Source organism: Notoacmeibacter marinus (assembly GCF_002238045.1).
Classification (GTDB): domain Bacteria; phylum Pseudomonadota; class Alphaproteobacteria; order Rhizobiales; family Rhizobiaceae; genus Notoacmeibacter; species Notoacmeibacter marinus.
The window spans coordinates 947,261-964,035 of sequence record NZ_NBYO01000001.1 but is presented as its reverse complement, the minus strand read 5'-3'; the positions used below and the strand labels follow the sequence as shown (position 1 = coordinate 964,035).

Sequence of the window (16,775 nt, the reverse complement as noted above, 5' to 3'; positions counted from 1 at the left end):
TGGAGAGCACAGACATGACCGAAGGTCGAACCGGTCCGCACCGCAATCTCTCGGTGCCGCTTGCGAGGCTCGGATACGCTGCCGCCTTGCTGGTTTTGCTGGCGGCCACCTCGGGTCTCGAAGGCTACGATCTGTTTCTCGCCTCGTCGATCCTGTCCTATGCGATCTCCGCCATGGGGCTGAATGTCCTGATGGGCTATAACGGGCAGATTTCGCTTGGACATGGCGCGTTCTTTGCCATTGGCGCCTATACGGCCGCGATCTGCATCGACCGGTTTGCGGTGCCGTTCACCCTGACGCCGGTCATTGCCGGCATCGTTGGAATGGGGGCGGGGTGGCTGATCGGCAAACCGGCCCTGCGGCTCGAGGGCGTCTATCTCGCGCTCGCCACTTTCGGGCTGGCCATTGCCACGCCGACCGTGTTGCGCTCGGACCTTTTTGCAGAATGGACCGGCGGCGTGCAAGGACTGTTTCTCGGGATCGAACCTGCCCCCGAATGGATGGGATTGGATCTCGACCAGTCGATCTACCTCACCGTGGTGGCCTATTTCGGGCTCTTTGCCTTTCTCACCCTGCGGCTTGTGCAGGGGCTGAACGGCAAGGCCTGGATCGCCACACGCGACAACCCGATCGCAGCCCGGGCCATGGGCTTCGACGTCACCCGCGCCAAGACCCGCGCCTTTGTCTTTTCGGTGCTGGCCTGCTCGGTCGGCGGCGCGTTGCAGGCGGTGGCGGTGCAGTTCGTGGCCCCCGACAGCTTCCCCTTCTTCCTGTCGATCGCGCTCTTTACCGCCGTCGTCGTCGGAGGGCTCTGCTCGCCGCTTCTCGGACCGCTGCTGGGCGCGGCCTTTATCGTTCTGGTTCCGAACGTGACCGAGGAGATCTGGCAGGGCGGAAGCTGGGCTGTCTATGGCGGCGTCATCATCGGCGTCATCGCGATCCAGTCGCGCGGGCTGGCCGGGATTATGACCGGGATTACGAGCTGGGTCCGCGACAGGATCACCGGTCAAACGACGACCAGATATGAGCGAAAATAGGAGGAAGCGAATATGCTGAAATCAACCACGGCCCTTGCCTTGGGCCTCGTTCTTGCCAGCGCCGCTATGGCAGCCGATTACGACAAGGGCGCCTCGGACGACGAAATCAAGTTCGGCACAATCGTACCGCTCAGCGGCCCGGCCTCGGCCTATGGCTCGACCGGCACCTGTATCGCGGCCTATTTCGACATGGTCAACGACAGGGGCGGCATCAATGGCCGCACGGTCACCGTGTCTGTGCAGGATGATGGCTACAACCCCGCCAAAATGCTGGAACAGGCCCGTCGTCTCGTCGAGCGCGAGGGCGTTCTTTTCATCGCGGGCAATATCGGCACGCCCACAAATTCGGCGATCCACCGCTACATGAACCAGCGTAAAGTGCCGCATCTGTTCCTGACCACGGGCGCCTCGAAATGGGACGACCCCGAGAGCTATCCGTGGACCATGCCCTTTATCCCCAGCTACGCCGCCGAGGGGCGGATCTATGCCAGATACATCAAGGAAACGATGCCCGACAGCATGATCGGCATTCTCTACCAGAACGACGATTTTGGCCGCGACTATTTGGATGCATTCGTTGCCGAGTTGAGCGATGAGAGCATGGTCGCCGCGGCGGTCAGCTACGACACGTCGACGGCGACGATCGAAAGCCAGATGTCGACCCTGAAAGACAGCGGCGCAGATGTGTTCTTCAACATCGCCTCACCCAAATTCGCGGCGCAGGCCATCCGGCGGGCGGGAGAAATCGGATGGGATACGACGCAGTTCCTCGTCTCGGTGGCAAACGCCAAATCCGCCGTGCTGGAGCCCGCGGGGTTGGCATACGCCACCGGCATCATCTCGACCCAATATCTCAAGGAGCCCACCAACCCTGCCTATGCCGAGGATGCGGATGTAGCCGCATGGAAAGAGTTTCAGTCCACCTACTTTCCCAAGGGATCCGATGGAAATTGGTGGGACTGGTCGTGCTACGCCACAGCCTATACCATCGAGCATATCCTGACGCAGGCGGGCGATGTGCTGACGCACGAGAACCTGATGAAGTTGGCGTCGAACCTCGAAGAGTTCGAGGCGCCGATGCTGCTGCCGGGGATCGCCATTACCACATCGCCGGAGGATTTCGCGCCGATCGAGGCGATGTCGTTGATGAAGTTTGACGGCGAGAACTGGGCCTTGTTCGGAGACGTGATCGCCGTCGACTGATGGCCCGACAGGCAGCGCACTAGTGCTCCCAGAGTGCGCTGCCGATTTGTAGTCAAGGAAATCGGGTTCGCAGATGGTTTTGCCTCACTGCCATCGTGATAGCGAAGGAAACCGACACTCTTCTCCATCTGAGTAGGGTTTCCCCTCCCCAAAGCTGAAGGTGCTCCTGTCAATGAGACGGCGAAACTCGTGATGATGCGGGCTGTCTGCGCGCTTCAGCGATCCTAGATGCCCTGGCCGGTGCTCCGGGGTCCACGAAATTGTCGGTGCAGGGTACAAGATAACCAGCGAGCGACCGTCTGAAGCCGCCAGAAGATGCCGCTCAGGACCCGGCGGTCATCAGCCCGCGGCACGCCGCGCGGCCTGCTCGGTAATAGCGGTTCAATCACAGACCACTCGAAATCCGTCAGATCAAAACGAGCCGTGGCAATCTCCTGCGTCGCGCGCGCAGGGAATCTAACTCGCAATGAAAACAGAACTCCTTTTATGGGTATGTGACCTAATGTCGGGCAGCGGCGCAGTCACCCGCCGATCCCTCTAGAGGCTGGAGGGAAGCCGAATTTCAGGTCACCACCCATCGACTTTCAGCCCAAGACCAACCTGTTTGACGCGAAGAGTAGATTTCGCAACCTACCGCAAGACGTAGCGCAGTCAGCTCTGGCAGTTCGAATACTGATATTGCAAAATCTCGCGTAATCGCGACCGGCGCAGTAGTAAGAAGCTGATTCTGATGTATATGTTCGCCATAACCTCGTGCGTCTATTTCCGGGAAAATTCATCTGGTGATGTATAGGGGCATAAAAGACGTTCACTACCCGAATATGTAACCTGGTAGAAACAAAGAGATTTCTGGAACGAATGTGACTAACAGCAATAAGATCAACATTATGACCACAAAAGGGCCAACACCCCTGATCACATCTGCGATCCGGGAGCTTGTTATCGTTGACAAAACATAGAGGTTCATTCCGATTGGAGGTGTCAAAAGGGCAACTTCCATATTGACCATTAGGACGATAGCAAAGTGGATAGGGTTGATACCCAAGGGGCCCAGCAAGGGCAAGACGATCGGCATTGTTATCAAGATGACAGCGAACACTTCCAAAAACATACCAAGCGCAAGTAATAAAATGTTGATGAACAACAAAAACTGCCAAGCTTTTAGTTGTGAGTTCTCAACGAAATCAACCAGATTATCCGAAACGCCAGACCCCACAATCCAATGGGCAAACGCGCCGGCTGTCATAACAATAAAGATTATCGATGCGGTTGTTCGGACAGAATGCCCGACGATTTCGGGAAGGTCCCGTATTGTACAGCCCTTGTAAACAAACAGAGCAACAATAATTGAGACCAACGCGGCTAGGCCGGCGGATTCAGAGACGGTCACAATTCCGCTATAGATCCCGCCCAGTATGATTACCGGAAGTGACAGGGCCGGTAGAGCTTGTAGATTTGTAGAAATAAAAACTGGTGCGTTCACTCTTTCTTCGGAGGGATATCCCTTCCTCCACGTGAAGAAGATAATCCAGATGCTAAAAAGGGCAGCCTGTAGGAGCCCCGGAACCACGCCGGCAAGGAACAGTCTTGGAATCGACTCCTCGGCGATAACGGCATACACGATCATCGGTAAGCTTGGTGGAATCAGGATTCCCAAGGTTCCCGAGGCCCCGACGACGCCCAAAGCAAATGGTCTTGAATAGGATCGTTCGACCATTGCTGGAACCAACAAAGTGCCCATTGCCATCGCAGTGGCTATGGAAGACCCGGAAATGGCTGCAAAAATCGTCGTTGCCGCCACGCACACCAAGGCAAGCCCGCCGCGTAGACTCCCGATCCAAACGGTAGCGCATTCGACAAGTGCTTTTGCAATACCGCCCCGCTGCATAAACGTTGCTGCCAGAACAAAAAACGGGATCGCCACCAAGGTATCCGATTCCAGATGATCCACGAAGATCTGCGGATATGCAATAAGCGGCGTACCTTCTGAATAGATCAGAATCAGAGAAAGAACGCCGAGAGACAGAAATATCGGCATTCCGGCGGCAAGCATGCCCATGAAAGATCCAATAGTCAGAAGTCCGTACATATGATTATCCCCGTAATTTCGCGGCATCATCCTTCGATGGGGCGGATGCGCGCGGTGATCGGTGACGGCCTTGATGGGTCATGTGCAACAAATTAAGCAATCGTATGAGATATGCCGACGCCATCAACGCGAAGGAAACAGGGACCGACAAGTAGAAGACCCATACCGGAAAATGAAGAGAACTTGCGGAGTTGATTCCAAGACTTGCGGCGAACTGGACCATGGCTTTTCCATACCATGCAACAGCGCTACAATAGAGAACGCCGATTGAAACGATGATGACTTCGATCCAGTGTCGGACACCCGGTCTAAATCTTTCTACGATAAGTTCAGCGCGGACATGCATGTTCGCCCGAACCAATGACCATCCGGAAAGGAGCATTGCCGACACAACCAAGTATATGATGACTTCGGTGGTCCAATCCGCAAGTTTGCTCGGAAAGAAATACCGAATGACGATATCCCAGGAGATGAGAGCGAGGGCGGCGAGCACCATGGCCGTCAGGAGGAGATTCTCGATTGCGAGGATCACCGTCCCCAGGCCTGCGCGCTTTTTCATGAAACAGTCCTCATCGAGGAAGAGGAACCTGGCGCGACAAAGCGGCAGGCCGTCCGGGTCATTTCTCCAAGACGCGTTGGGAGTCGGCCACAACGACGGGATCAATTCCGAGGTCTGCGATTAGGGCTTGTTGCTTCTCCATGAGCTTGGACCGCATATCTTCGATTGCGACGGGACTCGCTTCTATTCGGTTGATACCATTTTGGGAATTTACGTCCCGTGCCTCGATCTGAGCGTTTTTAGCCCGGATTCGATATTCGTCGACGGAAGCGTCCCAAGTATCGACCACGAGCTCTTGCAAGGCCTCGGGCAGCTCATCCCATGCCTGTTTGCTCATCATGGGGACATATTGGAAAAACGTTTGATTATCGTCGAAGACGTGTTTCAGGCCGGAATCCCAGAGCTTCGCACTCCTGACGGCCTCGTGCGTCGTTAATAATCCGTCAACCGTTCCGCGCTGGAGCGCCTGTGGAACGTCACCCCATCCCATGGCGATCGCCGTGGCCCCGAAACTCTCGTAGCGTGCAATGTTTGCAGCGCCGCCGGGCGCGCGCAACTTCAGTCCGGCGAGATCCGCATGCGAGGCCACCGCATCGTCGACGAAGAACATTTGTCCGTAGCCCAGGTCGATCCAGCGCCCAATGACTTTGACGCCGAGCTTTTCTTCCAGTCTTCGGGCCATGTCCTGGCCAATTTCGCCGTCCCAAACGGCATATTGCTCCTCGCGGGGTCTGCCGTAGAAAAGCGGCAAGCCCGGTAAATTGAACTCGGGTAAAATGGATCCCATGTGCCAGGTTCCGGGCAGGCCCATGTCGAGAGCGCCCTGCGCCAGTGCGATCGGAACTTTCGATCCCGCATATTTCGATGCCGCATGGTAGACGACAACCTCCAACGCGCCGTTCGACGCGTCCTCGAGCACCTCGGCGTATTCGGACACCATGATGTTGCGAATATGGCTTGGCGCCGTCTCAAGCGAAATTTCAATGCGGTGCTCTTGGGCACTGGCGAATCCAGATAACAAAGCCAGCGCCGAAGTGATGTGCAATAACTGCGTTATCCTGGTCATTTTACTTATCCTCCCATTTAGTGTCCGACGATAAAGTGAAATTTGGGTGAAATCAACGCAAAAAGCTGACCCTATGAGAGGGCGCGCGCAACGGTCTGCGTCACAGTGCTGGAGGCTGGGCGACAAACAGGCCCGGCAGCGCGTGCGGCGCTAGGGTGTCATGCGTTGATGCGCCGAGCCCGAGGGGCGTCGGCTCGCGCGCCAGACCGAAGCGGGAGACGAGATATGGCGGAGCGAGGCATGACAGCCCTGTTTTAGGGCGATCCGCGAGAGCCGCGGCGCGTGCCGGCCTACATCGAATGCGACGGGCTCGATCTTAGGGACGGATCGCCTCGCAAGGACCGTCGTTCCGATTGCCGACAATTGGGGTTCTTGTGACGGAACAGACTCGCAGCCGGATGATCGAGAGCCAATGGCCGCGTGCCGGATCGAAGGCTCCGCCGACGCCTCCCGGTCCTCAAGGCAACCCTTTGGCGCCTAACGGTCCTGCATCTTGGGCAAAACCGCCGGTCCGGTGATGTCGAGGCTTGCCAGTTCGTAGCCTTTGCGGAAGTCGTTGAGATGCTTGATCATCCACTCTTTCGCCTCGTCCGCATCGCCCCATTTTATCGCTTGCAGGATCTTTTCATGCGCCGCCAGAAGGCGTTCGCTGGCGTTCAGGCTGGTCATCACCGTCTGGAAGGACGGGTAGAAGAGGTCGCTGATCGGCAGCCTCAGTGATTTGATAACGCGATTATCGGCGGCCAGGGCGATCAGTTCGTGAAATTCGATATCGAGCCTCACTAGGGCATCCGGGTCGCCCATCGCTGCCTTGGTGCGGGCGATGTTGTCGTCGAGAGCCGCCAGATCCTCGACATTGCGTCGGTTTGCCGCCGCTTCGGCCGCAGCAGGGTCTAGCGCGCGGATCGCTTCCCAGATCTCTTCGAACGTCACCCTGTTCATCACCATTGGTGTGACGAGCCGGCGCGAGAGTGCCTCAGTATCGGGGCGCGAGACAAAAAGTTTGCGTTTGCCCTCCTCGCGGTAAAGCAACCCTTGCTGCTCCAAAGCGCGAATCGCCTCCCGCACGGTTGACCGGTGAATGCCGTTTTCGCCGGCCAGTGCCGTTTCGGCAGGCATGCGCGCCCCCGGCTGAAGTTCGCCAGACAGGATTTTCTGTTTCAATGCCTGAGCAAGCTGGCGAAAGACAGGCTGATCGGCGGTATTATCGAGGTCGAGCTTCATGTGGTCCTTTCGCGAGCTGCTCCCAAGGAAGCGAGTTTACAGATCGCCCGGCGTTAAAGCGAGCGTTTTCAAAATTCGTTCTTTTAGTCGGTCATTACCGCCTGATGCGCATCATGGTGCGGTATTGTGCTGGCGAGGTGCCCGCCCAGCCCTGAAACGCGCGGAAAAAAGCGCTGGGCTCGGCATATCCCAACAGATCGGCCACTTCTGCCACTGGCGTTTCGGTTTGGGCCAGCAGGTGCCGCGCCCGGGCCGCGCGCAGCTCGGATTTCAGTTGCCGGTAGCTTGCACCCTGTTCCTTGAACTGTCGCCGCAGCGTGCTGGGCGAGATGCGAAAGCGCCGCGCCAGGCTCTCGAAATCCGGCCAGTCGCGTGGCGATTGACTGGACAACAGCGCGCGCACCTGTCCGGCCGTGTCGTCCGTCCCGCGATAGCCGATCAGTAGATTGCCAGGCGCTTGCTTCAGATACCGCTTTAGTGCGGCCTCGTTTCGATGGATCGGCAGGGCGAGGGGGGCGGCATCGATTTCGACCTTCGTACAGTCTGCGCCGAATTGAACCTGCGTTCCGAACAGCCTAGAATAGGCGATGGCGTCGGGGGGCGCAACGCAGCGAAACGTCACCTGTTTCAGCGGCAGGCGCCGCCGAGCCAGCCAGCAGATGGGCCCGAGCAGAACGATCAGCAGCGTGCGGTAGGCAAAGGCGGAGGCGGGCGGACCGTCCTCGCCGAAGGTGATGCAGGCCCGGCCGTTGCGCAGCGTGACCGTTCCGCGCGGCGATCCGACCATCACGGTCAGCGCCCAGAGCGCCCGTTCGAGCGCCTTGCCCAGCGTCGGCGCGCCGCGGATGGCATGGCACAGCAGGGCAAAGCTTCCCGGCCGCATGGGATACGCCGTCATGCCCAGCATCTCATCTTCCATTTGACGGGCCAGTGCGAACCAGAATTGGCCGTATTGCTTCAAGGTCATCGCCCCGGATGGCGCGACCCGGCGCGCCAGCGGCGCAGGGTCCAGACCGGCGCGGCGGGCGCAGTCGAAGGCCTCGTGTAGGAAGAGGTCGGAGATCGGATCATCGAGTTTGGACATGCTTGGTCATGGCATTTTCGGTCATGATTTGGAACAATAATATCATTGTTTGCCATGTCACTGCCTTCTACGCATCGAAAGAAATCGGTCCGGAGGCGAACAGATGAACACTGAGGGCAAGACAATTCTGGTAACGGGCGCGGCCTCCGGCCTCGGTGCGGGCGTGGTTTCACGCCTGGTGGCCAACGGCGCCAATGTGGTCGGCCTCGACCTCGCCGTGGAAAGCGCGGAGTACGGCGATCAGGTTGCGATGGTCAGGGCTGACGTGGCCTCGCCCGAGCAGGTGGCAGAGGCCATCAAGTCCGCCAAACGCCGCTTCGGCGACGTGCACGGGTTGGTCAATTGCGCGGGGATTGCGCCGGGGGAAAAAATTGTGGGGCGCGACGGGCCGCACGATCTGGAGTCTTTCGCACGCGCCGTATCGATCAATCTTATCGGCACCTTCAACACGCTGCGGCTGGCTGCCGAAGCGATGATCCAAGCAGAGCCGAGCCCGGATGGTGAGCGCGGCGTGATCGTCAACACCGCCTCCGTCGCCGCCTTCGATGGGCAGATCGGGCAGCCGGCGTATGCAGCGTCGAAGGGCGGCGTGGTCAGCCTGACCCTGCCCGCCGCGCGCGAACTGGCGCGCTTTGGCATCCGTGTGATGGCCATAGCGCCGGGCATTTTCGAGACGCCGATGGTGGCCGGACTGCCGCAGGAGGTGCGGGATTCTCTGGGTGCGAAGGTGCCGTTTCCGCCGCGTCTTGGGAAGGCCGAAGAGTTCGCCGATTTGGTGGCGGCGATCTTTGCCAACCCGATGCTGAACGGTGCGGTGATCCGGCTCGACGGCGCGCTGCGCATGACGGCGAAATAGGGGGGACGGATGCAGCATGTACGGATTTTCGATGCCGTGCGCACGCCGCGCGGCAAAGGCAATGCTTCGGTTGGCGCGCTGGCAGAACTCAGTCCGGTCGAGCTGGCCACCGTTCCGCTGAGGGCGCTGAAGGATCGATCAGATCTCGATACGGCCGCAGTGGGCGACGTGGTGCTCGGCTGTGTCGACCCGGTGGCCGATCAAGGTGGCGACATCGCGCGGATAGTGGCGCTGGAGGCGGGCTATGAAGAGACGGTGCCGGGCGTTCAGGTCAACCGCTTCTGCGCGTCGGGACTGGAAGCCTGCGCCATTGCGACGGGCAAGGTGGCCAGCGGCGAGGCGGGCCTCGTGGTAGCCGGCGGGGTCGAGATGATGAGCCGGGTGCCCATGCTATCGTCGGGCATGCCGGTGCTGGCCGATCCGGGCATCGCCATCCCGCGCAAGTCGGTGCCGCAAGGCGTCTCGGCGGATCTGATTGCCACCTTGCGGGGATACAGCCGCGACGACGTGGATGCATTGGCGGTGGAAAGCCAGCGGCGCGCCGGACGGGCCTGGGAGGAGGGGCGCTTTGCCCGCTCCATCCTGCCGGTGACGGATCGGAACGGCCTGACCGTGCTCGACCGTGACGAGGCCATACGACCCGGGGCGGACATGCAGTCTCTGGGATCGCTGACCCCGTCTTTTGAGCGCTACGCTAAGAAGATGGGATATGACGCCGTTGCGGAACAGAAATATCCCGAGATCGGCGCGCTGAAATACGTCCACCATGCCGGGAATTCTTCGCAAATCGTCGATGGCGCGGCTGCCATACTTCTAGGGTCCAGGGCGGCCGGTCAGGCGAACGGTCTGACGCCGCGTGCCCGAATCCTCGGTTTGGCCTCGGTAGGGTCCGAACCGACGATCATGCTGACCGGTCCCAAGGCCGCCTGCGATCGGGCGCTGGCGCAGGCCGGGCTGAGCTACTCAGACATCGATCTGTGGGAGCTGAACGAAGCCTTCGCCTCCGTGGTACTCTACTTCCTGGAACAGACCGGCGTTGATAGTGACCGGATGAACGTCAATGGCGGCGCCATTGCCATGGGCCATCCCCTGGGGGCCACGGGGGCGATGATCCTGGGCACCCTGCTTGATGAGCTGGACCGCGCGGACAGGCAGTTCGGCTGCGCCACGCTGTGCGCGGCTACCGGACAGGCGATCGCCATGGTCATCGAACGACTGGACGGAGAAGGCGCATGAGCAAGATCGTTACCCTGGGCGTCGACGGCCACGGCATTGCAGAACTGTGCTGGGCCGATCCAGACCGGAAGGTCAACGTGTTTTCCGCTGAGGCCATTTCGGAATGGGCGGCGATGGTGGAGCAGGTGGCCTTTGACCCGGCCATTCGCGGCGTGCTGATAACCTCTGGCAAGCCTTCGTTTCACGCCGGCGCGGATCTGCGCATGGTTGGCGGTTTCTCCGACATGTCCGTCGAAGAACTCTGGACCGTCATGGCGCGTGTCAAGGACAGCTTCTATAGGCTGGAAACCTGTGGCAAGCCAGTGGCCGCGGCGATCAACGGGCATTGCTTGGGCGGCGGTTTCGAAATGGCTTTGTCGACGCATGCCAGGTTCGCAGTGGACGATCCCGCGATCAAGCTCGGCCTGCCCGAGGCGGGTCTGGGGCTGATGCCGGGCTTTGGCGGCACACAGCGCCTGACGCGACTTGCGCCGTGGCGGCGGGTGACGCCCGACATGTTGCACGGTGTCACCTACGACGTGTCGGAAGCCAGATCCTTAGGCCTGTTGACCGACATTGTTCCCGAAGACGCCCTGCGGGATGTTGCTCGCCGGTGGCTTCTGGACAATTCCGCGGCCCACCAGCCGTGGATGGCGCGCGGGTATCGAGGGCCGGCCGCCCCGGACATTGAACAGTTCTTTCACGCTCTGAACGCCGGGTTGACACGGGACGGTGTGGCGGATCGGCCCGAGCAGAGATTGATTGCCGAGGCGGTTTATCACGGGCTGCAAATGCCTATCGAACCGGCGCTGCGGCTGGAGGTGCGTCGGTTCGTTGAACTGACCCGCATCCCGTCGGTCAGGCAGGCCCTGCAAGCGCGCTTTTCCGGCGAATCTGCCTAGGGCGATAATAGATTATTGTCCGACACTAATATGCGTGGTAGTCTGCGAGCGGATCGGACCATTGGTGGGGAAAACATGCTCGAAGGCAAGATCGCGATCGTCACGGGGGCCTCGTCGGGGCTCGGCTATCAATTCGCTCTGACGCTGGCCGGGCAGGGGGCCGCGGTCGCGGTTGCCGCCCGCAGCATCCAAAAGCTGGCAGCATTGGTCGACCGGATCGAAGCCGAGGGCGGCAGGGCGAAGGCCCTTGCTTTCGATGCCCTCGATCCCGCCGCCCCGGATGCCCTGATCGCCGCCGTTGCCGAGCAGATGGGTACACCCGACATCCTGATCAACAATGCCGGCATCAGCCGGCCGGGGCGCGCGCACAAGGCCACAATGGAGGATTTCGAACAGACCGTGGCGGTCAATATCCGCGCCCCGTGGCGGTTGTCGCAGCTCTGCGCCGATCTGTGGATCGGCGAAGGGCGCGAGGGTTGCATTGTCAATGTCTCGTCGATGCTGTCGACCCGCGTGGCAAGGGGCGTGTCGCTTTATACGATGTCCAAGGCTGCGATCCGGCATCTGACCGCTGGCCACGCGCTGGAATGGGCGCAGCATGGAATTCGCGTCAACGCGCTGTGTCCGGGCTATATCCGCACCTCGATCAATGATGCGTTCTGGGACACTGAGCAGGGACATGCCGAGCTGGTCAAACTGCCCCGCAACAGAGTGGGCGCGCCCGAAGACCTCGACAGCGCGCTGTTGTTTCTTGTCGATTCGCGCAGCCAGTTCGTCAATGGCGAAGCGCTGACGGTGGATGACGCTCAAAGCTGGGCGATCTGATGGCGGCGCGGAAACCTGGGGCCCTCGACGGTCTCAGGATCGTCTCGATGGCCGAGCAATATCCCGGCCCGTTTTGTACCATGACCCTGTCGGACATGGGGGCGGATGTAATCCAGGTCGAGCGGCCGGGCGGCGATCCGTCCCGCTTCCTGCCGGCATTTTTCGAGGCGCTGAACCGCAACAAGCGCTCGGTTGCTTTGGATGCGCGTGACCCTGCCCAAAGGGCCGAGCTTCTGGCTCTGATCGAACGGGCCGATGTGTTCCTCGAAGGGTTCCGGCCGGGCAAGCTGGCCAAGCTGGATCTTGGATATGACGATTTGAAGACGGTAAATCCGCGTCTGATCTATGCGTCGATCTCGGGCTTCGGACAGACCGGCCCTTACCGGATGCGCCCTGCGCATGACCTGACCTTTCAGGGGGTTGGCGGCGCTCTAGGTGAACGAATCAGCGGCGCGGTCGACGGACTGCCGCCGGCGGTGCTGCTGGGCGATACCGTTTCGGCGCTCTATGCGGTGGCGGGTGTGCTCTCGGCGCTGCTGGCGCGAGAACGCACCGGGCAGGGTAGCTATGTCGATATCGCCATGAGCGACGCAGTTTTGGCGTTTCAGGCACCGTTCGTGGCTGCCGATGCCGCAGAGGACGCCGCCCTGCCACAGCGCGATGCGGGCTATGCGCTCTACGAGACCGCCGACGCGCGCTGGCTGACAACCTCGGTGGCGCATGAGGACGCCTATTGGGATCGGCTGTGCCGCGATGTCGGTCTGGTCGACGGTGTCGGCCTGAAACGGCCCGATCGTGTGGCGCGACGCGACGAGCTGGTTGCCAAGATCGCCGAGCGCATACGCAGGATGCCGTTCGCCCATTGGGAGGCGCTGTTTGAGGCGTCGGGCCAGATGTGGGGGCCGGCCTTGCCGCGCGAGGAATTGGCGCAGGACCCGCAATTTAACGAACGCGGACTGTTCGAGCTGGTCACGCGGCGGGATGGCACAGTGCAGCAGGTTCTGCGTCAGCCGGTGAAATTCTCGGCCTATGACAATGCACCATTGCGCCGGGCGCCGGAAGTTGGCGAACACCAGGGTGAAAGCTTCGACTGAACGCAGGAACGATACGATCCGCGCCGCGGATTTGCCCCGTAGCTTCCGGCCAGACTGACCGAGAGGTCCCGGGTTCGGGGCCGGGACGGTAAGGCGCTTGGCATCGAACCGTGCTCATTGGTGAAACCGTGCGTAGTCCTCGACCGACAGTCGCCGGGTTTCGAACCGGTTCGCCGGATCGGTGAGGTCTGCCCGCCCCAGCGCCATGCCGCAGATCACCGTGCGGTCTTCGGGCAGGCCTGTCACGTCGCGGATGGTTTGGTGATAGGCCGCGAAAGCTTGTTGTGGGCAGCTGTCCAGCCCGAAGCCCCGCGCCGCGATCATGATGCTTTGCAGGAACATGCCGGTGTCGAGCCAGCTTCCCATCGGCAGATCGCTGTCAATGCTGAAAATGAGCCCAACCGGCGCGTCGAAAAAGAGGAAATTGTGCCGGTGCTGAGCGCGCATGCGCGCATCATCGCCTCGGGCGATGCCAAGCGCCGCATAAAGCCCCCAGCCGGTTTCACGCCGCCGGGCCAGGTAGGGCTCGCGCCAAGGGGACGGGTAATATTGATAGGTTTCCTCGCCCGCATCCCCGGCGTCGAACCGGGCGGTGATCGCTGCTTTCAATCTGGCAAGGGTGCGTCCGGTCAGAACCTCCACCTGCCAAGGCTGAATGTTGGATCCGCTGGGCGCGCGTCCCGCGATTTCTAGGATGCGCCGGACCGTCTCGCACGGCACCGGATCGGGCAGGAAGGCCCGGATCGAGCGGCGCGACATGATGGCTTCTGCCGCGCTGCAATTCTCCTGCCGACCGGGACTGGTCATGCCGGTTGGCCCGCGAACTCCTGCTGCTTTAGAAGCCGTCGCCGGATCTTGCCGGTGGGCGTCTTGGGCAACTCGTCGATGAAGGCGATCCGCCGCGGATACTTGTAGGGCGCGGTCAAGGCCTTTGCGAAATCTTGCAATTCCTTGACGAGCGCGTCACTCGGCATGTGCCCGGCCTTCAGGACGATAAAGGCCTTCACTACCTCGCCGCGTATCTCGTCTGGGCTGGCCACGGCGGCGCATTCCAGAACAGCCGTGTGCTCCATCAGCGCGTTCTCTACTTCCATCGGGCCGATGCGATAGCCCGACGAATTGATCACGTCGTCATCCCGACCGCCAAAGAACAAATATCCGTCCTCGTCCATACTGGCGATGTCGCCGGTCAGAAACCACATGGCACCGCCCATGGTCCTGTAGCTCTGCGCGGTCTTTTCAGGGTTGTTCCAGTAGCCCAGCATCAACTGCGGATGCGGGCAGCGGATCGCAAGTTGCCCGGGCATGCCGGCCGGGGCCTGGCACCCGTCGTCGGTCAGGATCGCCACCTGCGTTCCCGGTAACGGTTTGCCCATGGCGCCGGGTCGCACCGGCATCTGCGGATAATTCAACACGGTCATCAACGTCTCGGTCTGGCCGTAGCCGTCCAGGAGCAGCGCACCGGTCTTTTCGGACCACGCCCGCACAATCTCGGGATTGACGGATTCGCCTGCCGACACAGAAAGCCGCAGGGCCGAAAAATCGCGCCCTGCGGTGTCCAGCTGCACCAGCTGCCGAATCTCGGTGGCGGCGGCGCAATAGACGTTGACTTGGTAGCGTTCGAGCAGGTCGAGACGGTTTTCCAGATCGAAAGTTCCGTCATAGAGTAACACGGTCGCGCCACAGCTCCAGGGGCCGTAGAGGATCGAGGTACCGGCCTTTGACCAGCCGGTATCGGCGGTGCACCACATCACGTCGTCCTCGGTCAGCGAAAGCCAGTACCAGGCTGACACGCGCCAACAAAACAGCGCCCGGCCGGCGTGAAGCACACCCTTGGGCAGGCCAGTCGAGCCGGAGGTGTAGAACATAATCGCCGGGTCGTCTGCCGCGACGCGGACCGGGTTGAACTCTGCACTCTGCCCGGTCATCTCGATCTCGAACGTGTCCCAGCCCGGAGCCGCGCCGACGGCCAGCCGAACCTTCGTTGTGCGGGAGACCTTGTGTGCATTCGCCGCCGTAGTCACCACCGCTACCGCGCCGGAATGCTCCAACCGATACGTCACGTCCTTCTCGGTCATCATGGTGACGCACGGGATCGGAATGGCGCCGATCTTGTTGCAGCCGACCATTGCGATCTGCCACTCGGGGATGCGCGGAAGCATGATCAGCACACGGTCACCCTTGCCGACGCCTTTTTTGGTCAGGTAATTTGCAAAGCGGTTGGTCAGGTCCCGGATATCGGCATAGGTGAAGCGCCGCTCGCGACCCGCGTCATTGACCCAGATTAGCGCAATGCGCTCGGGGTCTTCGGCCCAGGCATCGACCACATCGCCGCCAAAGTTAAAAACCGCCGGCACCTCCCACGAGAAATGCGTCGCCGCGGTCTCGTAGCTTGTCATTTCGATACGTTGCATGCTTTCCCCTCCCCTGGACCCGTTCAGACCTTCATGATCCGACGGGAGATCGCCCATTTGTGGACCTCGGACGGCCCGTCATAGATGCGGAAGGCCCGAGTCTCTCTGAAGATCTGCTCGACCACCGTATCCCCCGTTACCCCCATGCCGCCCAGCACCTGCACGCAGCGGTCGGCCACCCGGAACAGGGCCTCGGCGACCACTGTCTTGACCATCGAACTCTCGTGGCGCCCCTGCGCGCCCTTGTCGAGCAGGGCGCAAGCCCACCAAACCATCAGCCGGCATTGCTGCAATTCCATCTCGTTTTCCGCCAGCATCGCGCCGATCTCGCCATGCCTGCCAATCGGCTTGCCGAAAGCCTCGCGCCTGCGGGCGTAGTCGAGCGCGATCCCCTGCGCCCGCACCGCCCCGCCCAGCCAGCGCATGCAATGGGTTAACCGCGCCGGCGCCAGTCGTACCTGCACGTAGCGGAACCCTTCGCCGATCTCGCCCAGCACGTTCTCGGCCGGGATGTGCAGGTCCTCAAAGCGAAGCTCCCAATGTCCACCGGCGAAGGAACTGTCGAGCGTATCGATTTGACGCGACAAGACGATGCCGTCTTCATCCATGCCGGAGATCAGCATAGTCGGCCCGCCGGGCTTGTCGCCCTGCGCCTCGACGTCGCAAAAGATGATGGTGAATCCCGCCCCCTTGGCTCCGGTGATGAGCCATTTGACCCCGTTGACCGCGAACCCGTCGCCATCGTAGCGCGCCGTGGTTTTCAGCTCGGACGGGTCGGCGCCCGCGCCCCACGGTTCCGTCATCGAGAAACACGAGCGGAATTCACCGGCGACAAACGGCTTCAGCCAACGCTCCTTTTGTGCCTCGGTGGCAACCTTTTCGAGCAGGTTCATATTGCCTTCATCGGGCGCGGCGCAATGCATCGCGATGGGGCCAAGCGGCGACAGACCGCAGGCTTCGAAGGCGATTGCCATGCTGACATGATCCAGCCCCATGCCGCCCAATGCCTCGGGTACCTGCGGTGTAAAGAGCCCGGCATCGCGCGCCAGGGCGTTCAGTTCTATCCGCAATTCCTCGGTGGGGCCGTGCGCGGTGTTGCGCGGGTCTTTCTCGAACGGAATGATTTGCTGTGTGATGAAGGTCTCGATCCGCTGGCGCAAGGCATCCTGTTCGAAGGTCGGGTCAAAGGTGATCACAGTCTGTCCTC

The 16,775-nt window shown here is 60.9% G+C and carries 15 protein-coding genes and 1 pseudogene; 7 read left to right on the top strand and 9 right to left on the bottom strand.

The genetic code is table 11. The annotated features are described in order from the left end of the window. Positions 1-14: 14 nt before the first annotated feature. Entirely contained in the window at positions 15-1,037 is a 1,023-nt protein-coding gene (locus tag B7H23_RS04460; RefSeq protein ID WP_158215764.1) for a branched-chain amino acid ABC transporter permease, read from the top strand. 39 nt (positions 1,038-1,076) lie between these two features. Continuing rightward, entirely contained in the window at positions 1,077-2,240 is a 1,164-nt protein-coding gene (locus B7H23_RS04455) for an ABC transporter substrate-binding protein (protein ID WP_240534967.1), read from the top strand. Positions 2,241-2,524: 284 nt separating this feature from the next. On the opposite strand, the pseudogene B7H23_RS04450 reads toward B7H23_RS04455, so the two are convergent. From B7H23_RS04450 to B7H23_RS04425, 6 genes and pseudogenes are all read right to left on the bottom strand, one after another. Then, positions 2,525-2,671: pseudogene (locus B7H23_RS04450) on the bottom strand (transposase); the annotation flags it as partial. 380 nt (positions 2,672-3,051) lie between these two features. Further along, positions 3,052-4,329 carry a TRAP transporter large permease gene (locus tag B7H23_RS04445; protein ID WP_094076135.1) on the bottom strand — a complete coding sequence of 426 codons (1,278 nt, stop codon included), beginning with the start codon at positions 4,327-4,329 and terminating at the stop codon, positions 3,052-3,054. A gap of 4 nt (positions 4,330-4,333) precedes the next feature. After that, positions 4,334-4,888, bottom strand: a complete 555-nt coding sequence (locus tag B7H23_RS04440) for a TRAP transporter small permease (protein ID WP_094076134.1) — start codon at positions 4,886-4,888, stop codon at positions 4,334-4,336. Between the two features lie 58 nt (positions 4,889-4,946). Beyond that, a complete protein-coding gene (gene dctP / locus B7H23_RS04435) occupies positions 4,947-5,954 on the bottom strand; it encodes a TRAP transporter substrate-binding protein DctP (protein WP_094076133.1) in 1,008 nt (335 codons plus the stop codon). Positions 5,955-6,431: 477 nt separating this feature from the next. After that, the gene (locus B7H23_RS04430; protein ID WP_094076132.1) at positions 6,432-7,178 is read right to left on the bottom strand and encodes a FadR/GntR family transcriptional regulator; all 747 of its coding nucleotides are present in this window, start codon (positions 7,176-7,178) and stop codon (positions 6,432-6,434) included. A gap of 94 nt (positions 7,179-7,272) precedes the next feature. After that, positions 7,273-8,262: an AraC family transcriptional regulator gene (locus B7H23_RS04425; RefSeq protein WP_094076131.1), complete on the bottom strand. Its 990-nt coding sequence runs from the start codon at positions 8,260-8,262 to the stop codon at positions 7,273-7,275. A gap of 103 nt (positions 8,263-8,365) precedes the next feature. On the opposite strand from B7H23_RS04425, the gene B7H23_RS04420 reads away from it, so the two are divergent. The 5 genes from B7H23_RS04420 (at position 8,366) to B7H23_RS04400 (ending at position 13,154) form a co-directional block, all read left to right on the top strand. After that, positions 8,366-9,118 carry an SDR family NAD(P)-dependent oxidoreductase gene (locus B7H23_RS04420; protein ID WP_094076130.1) on the top strand — a complete coding sequence of 251 codons (753 nt, stop codon included), beginning with the start codon at positions 8,366-8,368 and terminating at the stop codon, positions 9,116-9,118. Positions 9,119-9,127: 9 nt separating this feature from the next. Beyond that, positions 9,128-10,354 carry an acetyl-CoA C-acetyltransferase gene (locus B7H23_RS04415; protein ID WP_094076129.1) on the top strand — a complete coding sequence of 409 codons (1,227 nt, stop codon included), beginning with the start codon at positions 9,128-9,130 and terminating at the stop codon, positions 10,352-10,354. Next, a complete protein-coding gene (locus B7H23_RS04410; protein WP_094076128.1) occupies positions 10,351-11,235 on the top strand; it encodes an enoyl-CoA hydratase/isomerase family protein in 885 nt (294 codons plus the stop codon). The genes B7H23_RS04415 and B7H23_RS04410 overlap by 4 nt, the downstream gene beginning before the upstream one ends. A gap of 75 nt (positions 11,236-11,310) precedes the next feature. Next, positions 11,311-12,060, top strand: coding sequence for an SDR family NAD(P)-dependent oxidoreductase (locus B7H23_RS04405; RefSeq protein ID WP_158215763.1), 750 nt, complete (start codon positions 11,311-11,313; stop codon positions 12,058-12,060). Next, on the top strand, positions 12,060-13,154 hold the full coding sequence (locus B7H23_RS04400; RefSeq protein WP_094076126.1) for a CaiB/BaiF CoA transferase family protein: 1,095 nt from the start codon (positions 12,060-12,062) through the stop codon (positions 13,152-13,154). The genes B7H23_RS04405 and B7H23_RS04400 overlap by 1 nt, the downstream gene beginning before the upstream one ends. A gap of 114 nt (positions 13,155-13,268) precedes the next feature. Here the strand turns inward: B7H23_RS04400 and B7H23_RS04395 are convergent, their stop codons facing one another. The 3 genes from B7H23_RS04395 to B7H23_RS04385 are packed head-to-tail and all read right to left on the bottom strand — an operon-like array spanning position 13,269 to position 16,764. Next, positions 13,269-13,961, bottom strand: a complete 693-nt coding sequence (locus B7H23_RS04395; RefSeq protein WP_094076125.1) for a nitroreductase — start codon at positions 13,959-13,961, stop codon at positions 13,269-13,271. Further along, positions 13,958-15,568 (bottom strand): acetate--CoA ligase, encoded by a 1,611-nt coding sequence (locus tag B7H23_RS04390; protein ID WP_240534966.1) that lies wholly within the window; start codon positions 15,566-15,568, stop codon positions 13,958-13,960. Before B7H23_RS04390 ends, B7H23_RS04395 begins: the two co-directional genes overlap by 4 nt. 23 nt (positions 15,569-15,591) lie before the next feature. Beyond that, a complete protein-coding gene (locus tag B7H23_RS04385) occupies positions 15,592-16,764 on the bottom strand; it encodes an acyl-CoA dehydrogenase family protein (protein ID WP_240534965.1) in 1,173 nt (390 codons plus the stop codon). Positions 16,765-16,775: the final 11 nt, after the last annotated feature.